This is a genomic window from Nonomuraea glycinis, assembly GCF_035920485.1.
In the GTDB taxonomy this organism is placed as follows: Bacteria; Actinomycetota; Actinomycetes; order Streptosporangiales; family Streptosporangiaceae; genus Nonomuraea; species Nonomuraea glycinis.
The window spans coordinates 1,203,295-1,217,389 of sequence record NZ_CP109166.1; the positions used below are offsets into that span (position 1 = coordinate 1,203,295).

Annotated in this window: 14 protein-coding genes; 8 read left to right on the forward strand and 6 right to left on the reverse strand. The window is 69.5% G+C overall.

Translation table 11 applies throughout. From position 1 onward, the window contains the following. Positions 1 to 29 precede the first annotated feature (29 nt). The 6 genes from OHA68_RS05530 to mshB form a co-directional block, all read right to left on the reverse strand. Entirely contained in the window at positions 30 to 1,970 is a 1,941-nt protein-coding gene (locus OHA68_RS05530) for a glycoside hydrolase family 32 protein (RefSeq protein WP_327106622.1), read from the reverse strand. Positions 1,971 to 2,184: 214 nt separating this feature from the next. Then, the gene (locus OHA68_RS05535) at positions 2,185 to 3,045 is read right to left on the reverse strand and encodes an MBL fold metallo-hydrolase (RefSeq protein WP_327106623.1); all 861 of its coding nucleotides are present in this window, start codon (positions 3,043 to 3,045) and stop codon (positions 2,185 to 2,187) included. A gap of 214 nt (positions 3,046 to 3,259) precedes the next feature. Continuing rightward, positions 3,260 to 3,688: a hypothetical protein gene (locus tag OHA68_RS05540; RefSeq protein WP_327106624.1), complete on the reverse strand. Its 429-nt coding sequence runs from the start codon at positions 3,686 to 3,688 to the stop codon at positions 3,260 to 3,262. Between the two features lie 10 nt (positions 3,689 to 3,698). Next, complete coding sequence (locus OHA68_RS05545) at positions 3,699 to 4,199, reverse strand: flavin reductase family protein (protein WP_327106625.1); 501 nt, start codon at positions 4,197 to 4,199, stop codon at positions 3,699 to 3,701. An 18-nt stretch (positions 4,200 to 4,217) separates the two neighbouring features. Then, complete coding sequence (locus OHA68_RS05550; RefSeq protein ID WP_189141837.1) at positions 4,218 to 4,637, reverse strand: DUF6113 family protein; 420 nt, start codon at positions 4,635 to 4,637, stop codon at positions 4,218 to 4,220. An 11-nt stretch (positions 4,638 to 4,648) separates the two neighbouring features. Continuing rightward, positions 4,649 to 5,554, reverse strand: a complete 906-nt coding sequence (mshB, locus tag OHA68_RS05555) for an N-acetyl-1-D-myo-inositol-2-amino-2-deoxy-alpha-D-glucopyranoside deacetylase (protein ID WP_327106626.1) — start codon at positions 5,552 to 5,554, stop codon at positions 4,649 to 4,651. 45 nt (positions 5,555 to 5,599) lie between these two features. On the opposite strand from mshB, the gene OHA68_RS05560 reads away from it, so the two are divergent. The 8 genes from OHA68_RS05560 (at position 5,600) to tmk (ending at position 14,092) form a co-directional block, all read left to right on the forward strand. Next, the gene (locus OHA68_RS05560; protein ID WP_327106627.1) at positions 5,600 to 7,672 is read left to right on the forward strand and encodes a S9 family peptidase; all 2,073 of its coding nucleotides are present in this window, start codon (positions 5,600 to 5,602) and stop codon (positions 7,670 to 7,672) included. Between the two features lie 82 nt (positions 7,673 to 7,754). Continuing rightward, a complete protein-coding gene (locus OHA68_RS05565) occupies positions 7,755 to 9,272 on the forward strand; it encodes an alpha/beta fold hydrolase (protein WP_327106628.1) in 1,518 nt (505 codons plus the stop codon). A 230-nt stretch (positions 9,273 to 9,502) separates the two neighbouring features. Further along, positions 9,503 to 10,135, forward strand: a complete 633-nt coding sequence (locus tag OHA68_RS05570) for an HAD family hydrolase (RefSeq protein WP_327106629.1) — start codon at positions 9,503 to 9,505, stop codon at positions 10,133 to 10,135. Positions 10,136 to 10,203: 68 nt separating this feature from the next. Further along, positions 10,204 to 10,743, forward strand: coding sequence for a helix-turn-helix domain-containing protein (locus OHA68_RS05575; protein ID WP_327106630.1), 540 nt, complete (start codon positions 10,204 to 10,206; stop codon positions 10,741 to 10,743). Positions 10,744 to 10,893: 150 nt separating this feature from the next. Continuing rightward, entirely contained in the window at positions 10,894 to 11,373 is a 480-nt protein-coding gene (locus tag OHA68_RS05580) for a hypothetical protein (RefSeq protein ID WP_327106631.1), read from the forward strand. 364 nt (positions 11,374 to 11,737) lie between these two features. Beyond that, positions 11,738 to 12,160 carry an ATP-binding protein gene (locus OHA68_RS05585; RefSeq protein WP_327106632.1) on the forward strand — a complete coding sequence of 141 codons (423 nt, stop codon included), beginning with the start codon at positions 11,738 to 11,740 and terminating at the stop codon, positions 12,158 to 12,160. Positions 12,161 to 12,362: 202 nt separating this feature from the next. After that, positions 12,363 to 13,466 (forward strand): radical SAM protein, encoded by a 1,104-nt coding sequence (locus OHA68_RS05590; protein ID WP_327106633.1) that lies wholly within the window; start codon positions 12,363 to 12,365, stop codon positions 13,464 to 13,466. Continuing rightward, positions 13,463 to 14,092, forward strand: a complete 630-nt coding sequence (gene tmk / locus OHA68_RS05595) for a dTMP kinase (protein ID WP_327106634.1) — start codon at positions 13,463 to 13,465, stop codon at positions 14,090 to 14,092. The genes OHA68_RS05590 and tmk overlap by 4 nt, the downstream gene beginning before the upstream one ends. Positions 14,093 to 14,095: the final 3 nt, after the last annotated feature.

The window sequence follows — 14,095 nt, forward strand, 5'->3', positions numbered from 1 at the left end:
GCCCGGAGTCGGCTCCGGGCCCCGCACGGTCAGCTCAGCCGGATGTTCTGGTACTGCGCGGTGCCGTTGTAGACGTTGAGCCCGAAGTGGCCGCTGGCGAACTCGCCGTCGGTCGCCTCGATGACCGGTGCCGTGCCGTCGCCGAGGTACACCTTGAAGGTGTCCCCCTTGGCCACCACCTTGAGGTGATACGTCTGGCCAAGGGTGACCTGCGTCTTGTAGGTGGCGATGTCACGGCCCGGCCGCCACAGCTTCACCACGCCCGCCTTGCTGTCGATGTTCACGGTGTAGTGCTGCCTCGCCAGGGGGTCGGCCCGGAAGGTCAGCGCGGCGGCCACGCCCGAGACCAGCCGCACGTCCCCTTCGTAGGTGAAGTCGGCCCCGGTGTGATCGCTGAGATAGAAGGCGTCCCCGCCCGCCACGGCCTGCTTGCCGCCCGCGACGTCGGTCCACGAGCCGCCTGCCGTCCGCCACTGGCCCGGCAGGTTGTGGGTCAGGGTCGGCTCGCCCAGGCCCCAGGTGGAGTCCAGCTCATGGATCTTGAGTGAGACCAGTTTGACCCGGCCGTCGGTGTACAGCTGCACGCCTCGGCTGTCGGGCCGGGGGTCGAAGGTGACGCCTTCGGTGACGGAGAGCCGCCCGTCGTTGCCGAACACCTCCAGCTGCGCCCGGTCCACAAGCAGCCGCATTTTGACCCGGTCGCGCACCGGCTCCAGGGAGGCGCCCATCAGCGTGCGCGCCTTGGTGTCGTACAGGACCTCCTTGCCCGCGACCCCGTTCGGCCGCACGTCGAGCCTCAGCCCGAACCGGGTGGCGCCGGCGCCCTTGAGATCGAACTCGGCCTCCACCTCGTAGGTGTCGAGGGACTGGTCGCGGAGCAGCCGCCCGGCCGTCTCCGGCCGCAGCGACTCGTTGCGCAGCGAGAAGCCGCCGTCGCGCAGCTTCTCGATCTCCTCGACGGGCGTGCGGGTGACGCGCGGGCCCTCGGCGGTGCCGCGCAGGCCGAGCACGGCGGGGAAGCTCGCGTTGCCCGTCCAGGTGGCGCCCCGGTTCTCCCCCATCCAGGCCATCTGCACCACCCGGCCGTCGGGCATGTCGTTGAAGACCTGCGCGGCGTAGAAGGAGCCGCCGACGGTGGTGCGGCCGGCGTCCATCCGCTGCGGCCGCGTCCAGTCGGTGGTGAACGTCCTGCCGTCGAACTCGCCGACGACGTACTCGGCGCTCGCGTCGGTGAGCACCCACTTCATCCTGCGCTTGTCGCCGTCCACCGGCAGCGCGAACAGGTCCGGGCACTCGAAGAACCAGTCCGCCTTGTACCTGCTCTGGAAGGTCCAGTCGAGCAGGTTCGGCGAGGTGTAGAAGTTGACCCCGTTGCCGCCCTCGTCGGACCAGACCAGCATCACCCACCGCTTGGTGGCCGCGTGCCACAGCACCTTGGGGTCGCGGCTGGTGCCCGGCATCGTGACGACCTTGCGGCCGTTGTCGTAGGACTTGAAGGTACGGCCGGCGTCGGTGCTGTAGAAGACCGTGACGCCGTTGGTGCCGGAGAAGACCACGAACGGGGCCTCGTCGCCGGAGCGCAGCCCGGAGGTGTTGGCGTGGTCGACGACGCCCGCTCCGGAGAAGAGGTCACCGGGATGCACTCCCGGCTCCAGGGCGATGGGCTTCTGCGTCCAGTGCACCAGGTCGGGGCTGGTGGCATGGCCCCAGTGCATGGTGTCCCACTCCAGGCCGTGCGGGTTGTGCTGGTAGAAGAAGTGATAGGTGCCCTTGTAGTGGAGCAGGCCGTTGGGGTCGTTCATCCAGCCGCCCTGCGAGCTGAAGTGGAACTGGCCGCGCTGCGGCTCGCCATAAGAGGTGGGCTGGTAGGGGAACTCCGGATAGTCGGCCACCTCGCCCGCGTGACCGGGCGATGAGGTGGTCAGCGCGGCCAGGGTGGCGAGCGCGAACAGGGCCGCTAAGCGACGCATGATCCTGTGCATGGGGCTTTCTCCTGAGTCACGCGGTTCTCTGCTGAGCGGCGGCAATATTGGGCATTTACGCCTCTCACCAGGGGGGTAGGGGTGTCAACGTTGACATATGTCAACGTTGACATCGCGTGCTGAGATGATCAGCCCCCGGCGCGGGGCGCGTCAATGCCTCACGCCGTAACAAATTGGAAATGTAAGATCACTTCCGGAAATATCAGGCGGCGAAGGCGCGGGTCTCCCCCACCGCCAGATCCCACAGGTCCGCACGCGGCAGACCGCGCGCCGCCCACTCCGACCGCGTCCACTCCAGCGGCTCCAGCAGCGGCTCACCCGACAGTACGAACGTGCCCCAGTGCATGGTGGCCATCCGCCGCGCGCCCACGTCCAGGCAGCCCTGGACCGCCTGAGCCGGATTGACGTGGGCCGGCTCCATGGCCCACGGCGGCTGGTAGGCGCCGATCGGCATCAGTGCCACATCCAGTCCCGGGTACCGCTCACCGATCTGGGCCAGCCGCTCGCCATAGCCGGTGTCACCCGCGAAGTAGACCGAGCCGTCGATCACCCAGCCGCCCCACAGGGTCTTACAGGTGTCCCAGAGCGTGCGCCGGCTCCAATGATGGGCGGGCACGAAGTCGAAGCGCACCCCGCCGACCTCCGCGGACTCCCACCAGTCCAATTCGATGACCTCGGTGAAGCCGCGCCGGGTGAACCAGGACCCCAGGTTCGCCGGCACCAGGACGGGCGTGTCCCTCGGCAGCCTGCGCACGGTCGGCCAGTCCAGATGGTCATAGTGGTTGTGGCTGATCACCACCGCGTCGATCTCCGGCAACTCCTCCCAGGCGACACCCGGCGCGGTCAGCCGGGACCGCACGCCGGGGAGCCGGCGTGACCAGACGGGGTCGGTCAGGATCGTGCGCCCGCCGATCCGCAGCACGAACGTCGCATGGCCGACCCAGGTGACCGCCGACTCGCCCGTGACGACCGCCGACTCGCCCGTGAGGACCGGGGCGGAGCCGGCGGCGACGGGGATGCGGCCGGCGTCACGCAGATCCGGTGGGAACGTGGAGTGCCACATGACGCTGAGTAACTCGCGGAACTCCGGAAGGGATTCGGTGAGCCGGTCCCGGTAACTCTGTGGCCGATGCGAAGCTTGAGTGATCTGCTGCGTCATGGACATGCACTGCCCCGCGCGGTGGATCACTCACGCGGAGCGACCCTCACCTGCGTGTCTGCGCGATCTGCGGGTCTGCTTGATCTGCGGGTCTGCTTGATCTACGTGCCTGCTTGATCTACGTGTCCGCGCCATCTGCGGGTCTGCGCCATCGCACGGGCGCGCGCGGGTATCCGCCGTCGTCCAGGTCCGCCAGCCGCTCGAAGGGATTGTACGAGGCCTGGTCCCCGCAGACCAGCACCGAGGCCAGCATCGCCAGCAGGTAGAGCGGCAGCATGGGCAGGCCCGCGCAGCACGCCCACTGGGTCGCGTGCCTGGCCTCGTGCGCGAGCAGCCGATCGTCGAGCGACTCGCGCCTGGTCAGCACCACGTTGCCGACCGTGAACGCGCCGGCGATGGGAAAGCGGTAGCGGTAACCGCAGGCGAGCACCAGCCCGTCGGGCCCCGGCCGCCTGGTGGCGCCGCCCACCACGCTGAGCAGCAAGCCGAGCGGGGTGGCCAGATTGACGTAGTTGACCACCCGCCGGACCCGATGACGCCTGTTCACGCTCGCCGCCTCACAGGTTCTTGTACGCACCGTCGTGGTAGATCAGCGGCGGCCCCTCGGCGGGCATGCCCAGACCTGTCACGGCTCCCACGATGATGGAATGGTCCCCGCCCGGATAGACCGCGTGCGTGTCACATTCCACTGTCGCCAGCGCGGCGTCGAAGAGCGCCACTCCCGACCCGCCCCGATGGTGCGGCCAGCGGGCGAGCTGCCCGTTCAGCGGCCGCCCGCGGTGCGCGAAGAACTGCGAGGCGTCCCGCATGGCGGCGGGCAGCACCGACACCCCCCACACGCCCGACTCCAGCACGGCGTCGTGGAAACGGGCCACCTTCTCGGCGCAGAAGAGCACGAGCAGGGGATCCAGCGACACGGAGGTGAACGAATTGACCGTCATGGCGTGGTCGACGTCGCCGACACGGGTCGTGACGATCACCACGCCCGTGGCGAACCGGCCGACGACCTTACGGTAAGTTTCCCGGTCCAGGTGCCGCTCTATAGATCCATGGTGCACAAAGGTTACTTTATGCTTCTATAACTGGCCGCTCTCCGGGTGCCCGTGCAACAACCACGAGCGCCCCGACGACGGCGACAGCGCGACGGCCGCGATCAGGGCACAGATCCCTCCGTAGAGGTAGACGTACCCGGCGGTGGTTCCTGAGATGACCAGGTCGCCAGCGCCCAGCTCGAACGAGAACGCCATCGACACCAGCAGCCACCCCGCCGCGGTCACCCCCGCGCCGAGGCGCGAGCGCATCATCCTGCCCGCGCCCAGGCAGATGCCGAACAGGGCGAGCAGCCAGATGATCGCCATGACGGGGACCGGGCCGACCGGCCACATCTCACCGCCATGGGTGAACCCGCCCACGACGCCCATGACGACGCCCAGCACGAAGAGCATGCCGTAGGCGGCTCCTGCCAGGGCCGACTCGGCCTGGCTGCGTTGCTCCATGTCGAACGAGATTAGTGGATGCCGGCGAACAGATCGTTCTCGCGGTCGTACGGCTCACCGAGCCCGCCCGCCTCCATCGGCGGCCCCGGCACGGCCGGCCCGCGCGACCCGCTGGCCAGGACGAAGTGCTCCACGCCCAGGATCTCCTGGCCGATGTCGTTCGACAGCGCGAACCACGGCTCCCGCACGGTGATCTGCGTCGCGTGCGCGCGCATGGCCGCCGCCTTGTGGCCGATCCACGGGCGCGCGTCGACCTCGGTGGTGATCACCTCGTCGGGGCTGCCGAACGGCATCTCGTCCACGCTCTCGACGAGGAAGCCGGTGCCGGCCTCGCTGAGCGCCTCGTTCGTACGGCGCATCACGGACCTGGCGCTGGCCGTGTAGTAGAACTTCGCGATCAGCCACGGATCGCCCTCGCCGAAACCCGCGTCCGCGGCCAGCTCGGCCGCCCGCCAGGAGACGCGGTGCGCCTGGATGTGGTCGGGATGGCCGTAGTGGCCGTTGTCGTCGTAGGTGACCAGCACCTGGGGCCGCACCTCACGGATCACCTTGACCAGCTCGCCGGCCGCCTCGTCCAGGTCGGCCTGCCAGAACGCCTCGGGCCGGTCGTTGGAGGCGGCGCCCATCATCCCCGAGTCGCGCCAGCGCCCCTGCCCGCCGAGCAGGCGGTGGTCCTCCACCCCGAGCGCCGCGCAGGCCGCGGCCAGCTCCCCGATCCGGTGCCGGCCGAGCGTGTCGTCCCGGTCGGCGGCCAGGTGCGCGAGCTCCGGAGGGATGATCTCCCCCTCCTCGCCCAGCGTGCAGGTCACGAGGGTGACGTGGGCGCCTTCGGTGACGTAGCGCGCCATGGTCGCCCCGGTGCCGATCGACTCGTCATCCGGGTGGGCGTGCACGAGCAGCAGCCGTCGGTCAATCATGGTCCCGAGCGTAACCAACACCTGGTTGCTGGCAGGATTGGGCCCATGAGTCAGAGCTTCCCGCGCCTGTCCGCCCGGACCCGCCGCTTCACCCTCGGGGTGCCCAGGGGCTTCACGATCTCACCCGACGGCGGGAAGGTGCTGTTCCTGCGCACCCGCTCCGGCACCGACCCGGTCACCTGCCTGTGGGAGCTCGACACCGAGACGCACGTCGAGCGGCTGGTCGTGGACCCGCGCACGCTCGACGCCGACGACCGCGACCTCCCGCCGGAGGAGCGCGCCCGGCGCGAGCGCAGCCGTGAGCAGGCGGGCGGCGTGGTCGCCTACTCGACGGACGTCACCGTGACCCGGGCGGCCTTCGCGCTGTCCGGCGGCCTCCACGTCACCGAGCTGCCCGACGGGAGCACGCGCCGGCTGGAGACCGCCGGCGCGGTCATCGACCCGCGCATCTCCCCTGACGGGCGACGTGTCGCCTATGTCACCGGCGGCGCGCTGCACGTGCTCGACCTGGCCTCCGGCGAGGACCGGACCCTGGCCGCGCCGGAGTCCCCGGAGGTCACCTACGGGCTGGCGGAGTTCATCGCGGCCGAGGAGATGGACCGGATGCGCGGCCACTGGTGGTCGCCGTCGAGCGACGCGCTGCTGGTCGAGCGGGCCGACGACACCCCCGTGCAGACCTGGCACATCGCCGACCCGGCCAACCCCGGCCGCCCGCCCGTGGCCCAGCGCTATCCGGCGGCCGGCACGCCCAACGCCGTCACCGAGCTGTTCGTGCTGGGGCTGGACGGGTCCCGCGTCGCGGTGCCGTACGAACAGGAATATCTCGCGGCCGCGTCCTGGGACGCCCACGCGCTGTCGATCGTGACGCTGTCGCGCGACCAGAAGACGATGCGCCTGCTCACCGTGGATCCCGCGACCGGGGGGTCCGAGTTGGTGCGCGAGGACACCGACCCGGCCTGGGTGGACATCGTGGGCGGCGTGCCCGCCCACCTCGACGACGGCTCGCTGGTCTGGGTGGCCACCGACGGCGGCGGCCACCGCCTGTTCGTCGGCGACCGCGCCGTCACCCCGCCCACGCTGCAGGTGCGCGCCGTGCTCGACGTCGACCACGACAGCGTGCTGTTCAGCGCGAGCGGCGACCCCACCGAGATCCAGCTGTGGACCTGGGACGGCCACTCGCTGCTGCCGGTCTCCACCAGGTCCGGCGTGTTCTCCGGGCGGATGGCCGGCGGCGTGGGCGTGCTGAGCGAGCAGAGCCTCGACGTCGAAGGCGTCTCCACCACGGTGGTGCGCCGCGACGGCATGGCGATCCCGATCCCCTCCTACGCCGAGCGCCCCGGCCTCGACCTGCGCGTCTCGCTCGGCCGTTCCGGCCGCCGCGACCTGTCCACCGCCGTGGTGCTCCCCTCGTGGCACGAGCCCGGCTCCCGGCCCCTCCCGGTCCTGATGGATCCGTACGGCGGTCCGCACGCGCAGCGCGTACTCAACCGGCGCGGCGGCTATCTGGAGAGCCAGTGGTTCGCCGAGCAGGGCTTCGCCGTGATCGTGGCCGACGGGCGCGGCACCCCTGGCCGGGGTCCCGACTTCGAGCGGGCGGTGCTCGGCGACCTGGCCACGCCCGCGCTGGAGGACCAGGTGGACGCCCTGCACGGGGTGGCCGAGCAATATCCCGACGATCTCGACCTGACGAAGGTGGCGATCCGCGGCTGGTCGTTCGGCGGCTTCCTGGCGGCGCTGGCGGTGCTGCGCCGGCCCGAGGTGTTCCACGCGGCCGTGGCGGGGGCTCCGGTGACCGACTGGCGGCTGTACGACACGTGCTACACCGAGCGCTACCTGGGCCACCCCGACGAGCAGCCCGACGTCTACGACAACTCCTCGCTGTTCGGCGACGCGGCCAAGCTGGACCGGCCGCTGCTGCTCATCCACGGGCTGGCCGACGACAACGTGGTCGCCGCCCACACGCTGCGGCTGTCCTCGGCGCTGCTCGCGGCGGGCCGTCAGCACAGCGTGCTGCCGCTGTCGGGCGTCACCCACATGACACCGCAGGAGGTCGTGGCGGAGAACCTGATGCTGCTCCAGGTCGAGTTCCTCAAGAGGTCGCTGCACGTGCTGGGATGACAGACCCTGGTCTGATTCGGCGGCTGTGGGACCAGACCGTGGGTTGATGTGGGCGGGGTGCCGGTTCCGGCATCCTCGCCGCATGCTGAAGTCACTCGTGATCGCCCTGACTCTCGTCGGCTCGGGCGGTCCCCAAACACTGCCCTCCACCGACCAAGCCCAGCAGCACTCCGCCGACCAAGTCCGGCAGCACTCCGCCGACCAAGTCTTGCAACACTCTGCCGATCGAGTGCGGCAGGACTCTCTCAACCAGGTGCGTCAGGCCTCGTTCGGCCAGGTGCGGCAGGCCGACGGCCTGACCTGGAGCGCCTGCCCGGACGACAAGATCGGCATGCAGTGCGCCGATCTTGAGGTTCCGGTCGACTGGCGTAAGCCTGACGGCCGCAAGATCACGCTCAAACTGGGCCGCCTCAAGGCCACCGGCACTGCCCAGGGGGCGGCCCTGGTGGCCTATGGCGGGCCGGGCGGCCCCGGCATCGGCCTGACCCAGCGCTTCCCCGACTGGTGGGCCAAGCTGCGCGAGCGGATGGACATCGTCACCTGGGACACCCGCGGCTACGGCAAGCAGTTCGGCGGTCTCAGCACCGGCCTGCCCTGCCTCTGGTCGCGCTATCCGATCGCCGAGTTCCCCGAGGACGACGCCGACTTCGCCCGTCTGTCCGACACCAACCGGGGCATCGCCGAGCACTGCCGCCAGAGCGACCCCGAGCTGTTCGCCAACATGAGCTCAGCCGACCAAGCCCGCGACATGGAGGCGATCCGCAAAGCCCTGGGCGGCGCCAAGCTCAACTACTACGGCGCCTCCTACGCCGGCTTCTACGGCCAGGACTACGCCCGCCTGTTCCCCGCCCAGGTCCGCACGATGGTCCTCGACGGCACCTGGAGCCACAGCTCCACCGACTGGACCCGCGAACTGGAGGAGATGGCCAAGAGCAACGAGGAGTCCCTGACCCGCTTCTTCACCTGGTGCAAGGCCGGCGACTGCCCCGACGTCCCACGCAAGTGGCGCTCCCTGATCGCCCGAGCCGACCACACCCCCGTCGAGGCCAAGGACGGCGTCGCCTACACCGGCCGCGACCTGCAGTCCTTCGCGGTCAGCTCCGCCAAGCAGGGCAAGCCCGCCTGGCCCATGCTGGCCAAGGCGATCCGGGCGGCCCACGGCGGCGACGCCTCCGCCTTCGTCCCCGAGCGCGGTCACCGCTACCCCGACCAGTCCACCGGCATCACCGAGTGCGTCGACTGGCCCCGCCCCACCACCCGCGCGGACCTCAACGCCACCGTAGCCCGCCTACGCCGCGCCGCCCCCAACGCGGGCGCCGCCAACACCCTGGCCACCGGAATGCTCGCCTGCCTCGGCTGGCCGGCCCCGGTCACCAACCCACCCGCTCCCCTGCCGAAGGGCCTCCCGCCGCTGCTGGGCGCGGGCGCGTGGGGCGAGTCCGACGCGGTCACCAGAGTCGTCTCCCAGGTGCCCGGCAGCGCCACCATCCGCCACGAAGGCCCCGGCCACACCCTCTACGGCTCCAACCCCTGCGCCCGCGACCACATCAACCGCTACCTCACCGACCAGACCCTGCCCCCCAAAAGCACGATGTGCTGAACTGCTCCACCGCCCCTGCGGCGAATGATCGGAGTCCCGGTCGGCCTTGTGCGGAGTGGCGGTGGGCGCGGCATCAGCGAATGCGACTTCCCTGCACCTGTTGCCGCCATCGCTTAGCCGGCCCATCCGCCGCATCAAGCTGATGCAGTTCGCATTGTCGGTTGGATCGACTCGTGCGTATCTCACCAACCGCGCCAGGGGACCAGCGAGCCGCCCCGTAGGCTCGCCCCATGCTGACTTTCGCCTTCGATGTCGGCGAGACCATCGTCCGCGACGACCGATACTGGGCCTCGTGGGCCGACTGGCTCGACATCCCCCGCCACACCCTCTCCGCCCTCGTCGGGGCCGTCGTCGCCCAAGGCCGGGACAATGCCGACGCGATCCGCCTGCTGCGCCCCGGCATCGACCTCGGCGCCGAGTACGCCGCCCGCGAGGCGGCAGGCCAGGGCGAGCACATCCAAGAGGACGACCTCTACTCCGATGTCCGACCGACGCTCGTCGCGCTGCGCGAGGCAGGGCACCGTGTCCTGATCGCCGGAAATCAGACGCTGCGCGTCGCCACGCTGCTACGCGAGCTCGACCTCCCAGTGGATGCGATCGCCACCTCCGGCGAGTGGGGCGTCGCAAAACCGTCCTCGGCGTTCTTCAGCCGGTTGATCGAGTTCGCCGAGACCTCACCGGAGCGGATCGTGTACGTCGGCGACCACCCAGCCAACGACATCACACCAGCGAAAGCGGCAGGCCTGCGCGCCGCGCACATACGGCGCGGCCCCTGGGGTCACCTGTGGGCAGAGGACCCGATCTCTGCCAACGCCGACTGGCGCATCGCCAGCCTGACTGAGCTCACCGACATCGCCGGGTAGCTCGAATCTCTGGGCAGATCAGTAACCGGGTCACTACAGTGCGGGAAGATCCTCCCACTGGAGCCTCCATGCCTTCAGCCCCCCACGGCGGGATAGGCCGGCGCATCGCCTACCACCGGAGCGTCGCCCGCTTCACGCAGCGACAGCTGGCCGACGCGGCGAACATCCATGTGGGAACGCTGAGGAAGGTCGAGCGGGGCGTTCGCGGTGCGAGCGACAGCATCGTAGAAGCGTTGGCCGCCGCGATGGGCATCAACCCTTCGCTGTTGCTGGCCGATCGCACCCAAGCCAGCTCCCGTATCGCGACGGCGATCCCGGCTCTTTCGGCGGCCATCGCCGCCTACGACCTTCCTGACGACGGGCCTGTGCGCCCTCTGCCCGAGTTGCGCGCTGCAGTCGCGGAAGCGGTCACATGGCGGCTCGCCTCCCAATACGTGCAGATCGCCAGGCATTTGCCAGGCCTGCTCGCAGAACTGTTCCGGGCCGCGCCCGAGCACGACCCTGACGTGGCCGCGCTCGTCGTCTCCGCATGCCGGTCTGCCGACGCCGTCGCCTACAAGTTCGGCGCCTACGACTTGAGCGCGAGACTCATCGAGCTGATGCGGTGAGCCTCCGCACCGGTCGACGATTCCATACTGGCCAGCTCCGTCGCCTACGTCCGCACCGAGACCTTCTTCGCCGCCGACGCTCACGAACAGGGCCTGCGCGCACTGGAGATCGCCGTAGACGCCGCGGCGCCGCCGCACGACCCGCCAACCATGGCAGCTCTTGGCGCCCTCCATATGCGGGCGGCAGTCATCGCCGGCCGTGCAAGGAACGCAAACGCCGCCAACACCCATCTAGCCGAAGCGCGCCGCCTCGGCGTTCAGGTGCGCGAGGCGATCTACGCTGGCACGGCGTTCGGGCCGTCATCCGTTCGCATCCATGAGGTCTCGGTCGCGGTCAGTCTCGGCAACGACTATGTGAACCGCGCCCTTGATGTCGCCCGCGAGTGGGTGCCGCCGCCGGAGCTGCCCGCCGAACGGCGGTCCGGCTTCTACATCGAGCTCGCTCGCGCCCAGCTGTGGGCCGGGCTGCCAGACGACGCGTTCGAAAGCCTCAAGGTGGCCCGCCGAATAGCCCCGCAACACACCCGCGATCACCGCTGGGTCCGTGAAGATGCGGCAACGCTGCGCCGGTTGAAGCGTGCTGACGCTGAAAGCCTCACCAGCTTCGCCGAGTGGTGCAACGCCACCTGAACCAATGGCGAAGTAACCAGGTGACCCTCGCTGGGTCACTTCCGCCATTGTCGGCGGCCCACCATCTGTCTGTCGGAATCTGACCACAGACGGGACGGCTTCATTCCAGAGGCATCAGGGCCCTGCGGGCCAGCGCCGATTCCTGCGCGGGACACGATCAGCATCTCCCGCCTGCACGATATGGCCTGCATCGACTGCGGCGCCGTCACCCGGCAACTCACCGCTGCAGGGCGGCCATCTACCGCGGACGCCTCTGGTCTGTCGCCGCCCGCAGGGTTTCACATCGCCATATACAAGTCGCCCCTGGACCAGACGACATCACCGTCGGCCCAGGGACTTGATCAGGAATCGAGGCTCCTGACCCATGACCGACCATAGCGCTAGCCCACCTTCTCCAGTTCTCCTCGCCGCAGCACCGCAGGAGGCATCCTGGGAGCTGCCGCGCGACCCTGAAGCGGTCAGCAAAGCGCGGGATCTTACGCGTGACACTCTCGCCAGCTGGGGGCTGGCTGCAGCGGCCGAAGATGTCGTGCTGATCGTTTCCGAGCTCGTCGCCAACGCCGTGGTCCACGCAGCAGCGCCGATCGAGCTGAGCCTTCACGTGCACGGCCAAGCGGTGCGCGGCGAGGTCACCGATCGCAGCACCAGCCAGCCGAAGCCCGTCGAGGCCGGTCTCGACCACGAGTACGGCCGCGGCCTAGCCCTTGTCGAGGCCTACTCCGATCGATGGGGCGTCGACCCAATGTCCACAGGCAAGACTGTGTGGTTCCTGCGGAGTGCGCCGTGACCGCACCTCAGCCCACTGCGTCTCGCCCAGGACCGCCCTCGGACTGGATGAGCAGGCCCGTGAGACAGCAACTACCGTCGCCGGCTCACGGCCATCCCGCTCGGCCAGGCATCAGCAGCGTCACGCGGCGGCTACTGGCCCACGCAGACCCGCCACCGTGTGGTTGATGCCTCACCCACTTCCTCGCAAGGAGGACTCGCCCGTGAAACGCCTCATCGTCGACACCCACGCCAGCTCCTGCTACTTCCGCACCTCGGTCGAGGACGGCCGACGTAAGGCGCTGGTGCAGATCACCGAGCGCTGCAATCTGCATTGCGCCCACTGCTTCGTCTCATCCGGGGACTGGGGCGAGCACATGCGCGCCGAGGACATCACCGGCAAGGTGCTGCCCCGGCTCCAGCGCGCCCACGTCGAGCGATTGACCCTGACAGGCGGCGAACCGTTCGTTCACCCCGACATTATGGACATCTGCCGCGCCGCCACCGGCATGGGCATGCCGGTGGGCATCTGCACGAACGCCACCCAGACCAGCCCGCAGCAGATCACCGAACTGGCCCGGCTGGGCGTACACATCAATGTCAGCTTCGACGGGTTCCGGCGCGACTCCCACGGCAGGTTCCGGGGTAACACCGCCTCGTTCGACACCACGGTGGCCACCACGCGCGCCTTCGCCGAAGCCGGGCTGCTCCAAGGTTTGTTGTCCACCCCGAACACGCTCACCAACGTGGAGGAGTTCGGGGACCTGTGTGCGTTCGCCGTCGAGGTGGGCGCGCAGTATGTCCTGCTGAATCCGCTGTCTCTGTTCGGCCGCGGCGTCAAAAGCTCCGGCCGTCTAGCCGCCAACGAGGACAAGATGCGGGCCATCGCCGAGGTCACCGGCCGGTTCCGCGCCGCAGGCATTGACATCGTGCACATCCGCTTTCCCAACGACGACAAGCCGCTCGCCGGGTGCGACGCAGGGAAACTCATCTACGTGTTCGCGGACGGCCTCACCGCGGTCTGCCCGTACCTGGTGTTCGCCGCTCGCACCCCACAGAGCCAGCACGACGACACCGACTTCCTCGTCGGCAACATCCTCGAACAGGAGGTCGCCGGTCCGCTCGATCGCTACGACTTGGAGAGCAAGCTCCGCATGGGCGCGAACCCGACCTGCGGCGGTTGCCCGATGGGCAGCCGGTGTGGCAAGGGCTGCCCAGCCGCAGTCATCTCCCGCGGCGGCAGCGTCGGGGACCTCGATGAAGAGCAGTGCCCGGTCGTCGAGCACGACGGGCGGCCGCTGCTCCAGATCAGCCCTCGACTCCCGTGACCAGGCCGCCGGCGAGGGGCCACCTGTTCATCGTCGTTGAGGGACCCAACGGGGTCGGAAAGACCACCAGCACACGAGCGCTGGCCGACCAGCTCGGCGCAACCGGCGTCCGCGTGATGGTGACAAGTGAACCATCCGGCACGCCGTTCGGGCGGCTCATCCGCTCAGGCGAATCCGACCTGACCGGGCGGGCGCTTGCGCTGGCGGTTGCCGCCGATCGGGCCGACCACATCCACCGGGAGATCTGGCCAGCGCTGCAGGCCGGGCTGGTCGTCATCAGCGACCGTTACGTACAGTCGTCGCTGGTGTTGCAGCGCCTGGACGGGCTGGAGTTAGAGGAGATCTGGCAATACAACGCGCACGTGCTGCCCGCGTCCCTATCCTGCTACCTGCACCACGAGGCGGGAGAGCTCACTCAGCGGCTGGGCCGGCGCACGACGCTGTCCCGGCTGGAGCAAGTGGGCTCCCCGGAGCAGGAGCTGGCCCTGTATGAGGAGGCGTTCCACTTCCTGGAGGCACACGGCTGGCGCCAGACCCGCATCGACTGTCGCGGGCTCAGCCCGGGTGAGGTGGCGACCGAGCTGCTCAGCCAGGTGCAGGACGCGTACGACAGCGACACAGTGTAGGAG

What these genes read in the sequence shown, in the direction of transcription:
- OHA68_RS05530 (WP_327106622.1), bottom strand. Translation starts at nt 1,970, where the DNA reads ATGCGTCGCTTAGCGGCCCTGTTCGCGCTCGCCACCCTGGCCGCGCTG.
- OHA68_RS05535 (WP_327106623.1), bottom strand. Translation starts at nt 3,045, where the DNA reads ATGTGGCACTCCACGTTCCCACCGGATCTGCGTGACGCCGGCCGCATC.
- OHA68_RS05550 (WP_189141837.1), bottom strand. Translation starts at nt 4,637, where the DNA reads ATGGAGCAACGCAGCCAGGCCGAGTCGGCCCTGGCAGGAGCCGCCTAC.
- mshB (WP_327106626.1), bottom strand. Translation starts at nt 5,554, where the DNA reads ATGATTGACCGACGGCTGCTGCTCGTGCACGCCCACCCGGATGACGAG.
- OHA68_RS05560 (WP_327106627.1), top strand. Translation starts at nt 5,600, where the DNA reads ATGAGTCAGAGCTTCCCGCGCCTGTCCGCCCGGACCCGCCGCTTCACC.
- OHA68_RS05565 (WP_327106628.1), top strand. Translation starts at nt 7,755, where the DNA reads ATGCTGAAGTCACTCGTGATCGCCCTGACTCTCGTCGGCTCGGGCGGT.
- OHA68_RS05570 (WP_327106629.1), top strand. Translation starts at nt 9,503, where the DNA reads ATGCTGACTTTCGCCTTCGATGTCGGCGAGACCATCGTCCGCGACGAC.
- OHA68_RS05575 (WP_327106630.1), top strand. Translation starts at nt 10,204, where the DNA reads ATGCCTTCAGCCCCCCACGGCGGGATAGGCCGGCGCATCGCCTACCAC.
- OHA68_RS05580 (WP_327106631.1), top strand. Translation starts at nt 10,894, where the DNA reads ATGGCAGCTCTTGGCGCCCTCCATATGCGGGCGGCAGTCATCGCCGGC.
- OHA68_RS05585 (WP_327106632.1), top strand. Translation starts at nt 11,738, where the DNA reads ATGACCGACCATAGCGCTAGCCCACCTTCTCCAGTTCTCCTCGCCGCA.